The 2,119-nt window shown below is 62.2% G+C and carries 2 protein-coding genes; both read left to right on the forward strand.

Annotation, left to right across the window (positions count from 1 at the left end; all coding sequences use genetic code 11):
- Positions 1-382: 382 nt before the first annotated feature.
- The gene (locus AC1D1X_RS21505; protein WP_477669239.1) at positions 383-1,228 is read left to right on the forward strand and encodes an N-formylglutamate amidohydrolase; all 846 of its coding nucleotides are present in this window, start codon (positions 383-385) and stop codon (positions 1,226-1,228) included.
- A 72-nt stretch (positions 1,229-1,300) separates the two neighbouring features.
- Positions 1,301-2,119, forward strand: an 819-nt coding sequence (locus AC1D1X_RS21510) for an arginase family protein (protein WP_477699132.1), incomplete at its 3' end; no start/stop codon positions are given.

The following is a 2,119-nucleotide window of genomic DNA, read 5'->3' on the forward strand; positions in this document are numbered from 1 at the left end:
GCCCACGTTCAGGCCGAAATAGCGCGAGCCCGGTGCGTAAAACGAATAATTGCTGCTGTACGTGGTGTTGGACGATGTCGAACCGCTTTGGGCGTTGGCCCCTGCGGCCGCAGCCAGGGCAGCAGCAGCCAGCACGGTTGCGGAGAGTTTGCGGGTCAATGATGGCATGGTGGTTCCTTCAATCAATGAATTTTCGGAATGCACTTTTTCTTTTGGAAAAAGCGGTTTAGCGGGCTTTCCGCTGTGAAATTTAAGGGCCGCACCCACACACTGTTGTGGGGCTAAAAGTTAAAACCCTGTAGGACAAACGGAAGTTTGCGAAAGGGCTGAACCTTGGAGCGCCACCGTCCGTTTGCCAATGTGCTGCTGCTAAAGTCAGTGCATGCCCTCCATTACCTACCTGCCCGGAAGCACTCCGCTGGTTCTTGATTCCCCGCACAGCGGGACGGTGTATCCGGCTGATTTCGGGCATGCCTGCGAGCTCGCCGTGCTGCGCAGCGCAGAAGACACCCATGTCGAAAAACTGTATGACTTTGCGCCGGCATTGGGTGCGCATTGGGTTGAGGCGCATTTCCCCCGAAGCTACCTGGACGCCAACCGCAACACCACCGAAATGGATGTGTCCCTGCTGGAAGCGCCCTGGCCCGAACCGGTAGACGATGATCCCCAGGTCATGTCCAAGGTCCGCCTGGGCAAGGGGCTGATCTGGCGCACCACCGACGAAGGCGTGCCGCTGTATGACCGCAAACTGGGGGTGGCGGAAATCCAGGCGCGCATCGAGCAGTGCTGGAAGCCCTACCACGCCGCCGTGGCGCAGGCGATTGATGCCGCCTGGCGGCAGCGCGGCTACAGCATCCACATCAATTGCCACTCCATGCCGGCAGTGGCTTCGGGCAGCGCCACCGATTTTCCGGGTGAGGCGCATGCGGACTTTGTGGTCGGCGACCGTGAAGGCACAACTGCCAGCAAGGCGTTGTCGACACTGGTGTGTGAGCACCTGCGCGCGCAGGGTTACAGCGTGGCCTACAACCACCCCTACAAAGGCGTGGAACTGGTGCGCCGCTACAGCAACCCGGCCGGGCACCGGCACAGCATCCAGCTGGAGATCAACCGCAAGCTGTACATGGACGAAACCACGCTGGAGATGACACCGGGCGCCGGGCCGCTGAAGGCGACGTTGCGCTCATTGGTCGAGGTGTTGCTGAAGACCGACCCGCGCACACTTTGATGGCGGCGCGCTGCGCTGTTCGGGTAACCACCATCACCTCCTTTTCATGAACGAACCAAACCATTCGCCACCATGCTTACTTTTTTCAGCGACAGCCACCACGATCACGCCCCTGCGTTCGAGTTCTACCGCGGTGAGCGCGTGCCGTGTTTTGAAACCCCGGCGCGCGCCGAGTACGTTAAGGCCCGCCTGAGCGAGCGCGGCCACGAGCTGCGCACGCCCCAGGCCGACAGCCGCACGCTGTTGGCCAAAGTGCACAGTGCCCGTTACCTGGCGTTTCTCGAGCATGCGTGGCGCGACTGGGTGGCGCTTGAAGAGGGCAACGACCAGCGGCAGCCTTTTCCCTCTGTCTGGCCCGTGCGTACTTTGCGCAGCGATGTGGAGCCCGTCAATTTCACCGCACGGCTGGGGCTTTATTCGATGGACAACGGGTCACCGCTTTCCGCGGGGACCTGGACAGCCGCCAAGGCTGGTGCAGATGCCGCCGCCAGCGCTGCCGCTTTGCTGGCGACCGGCCAGTCCGCTGCGCGCGGCGTGTTCTGCTGCAGCCGTCCACCCGGCCACCATGCAGGGGCCGACTTCATGGGAGGCTACAGCTTCCTGAACAACGCTGCAGTCGCTGCCCAGGCGTTTCGGGACGGTGGCGCCGCGCGCGTGGCGGTGCTGGACGTGGACTACCACCACGGCAACGGGACACAAAGCATTTTTTATGACCGCGCTGATGTGCTTTTCGTGAGCCTGCACGGCGACCCCTTGACCGAATATCCGTTCTACCTGGGCTATGCCGACGAAACCGGAGCGGGCGAGGGCGAAGGTTTTAACCTGAATCTGCCGCTGGCCGCCGGTTGTACCGTGCTGCGCTGGTTTGAGGCGCTGGAAGCGGCATGCCTG

It is taken from the genome of Polaromonas sp. P1_G4 (genome assembly GCF_056405475.1).

Excerpts from the sequence above, each read along its gene's own strand:
- AC1D1X_RS21505 (WP_477669239.1), top strand. The coding sequence starts at position 383 with ATGCCCTCCATTACCTACCTGCCCGGAAGCACTCCGCTGGTTCTTGAT.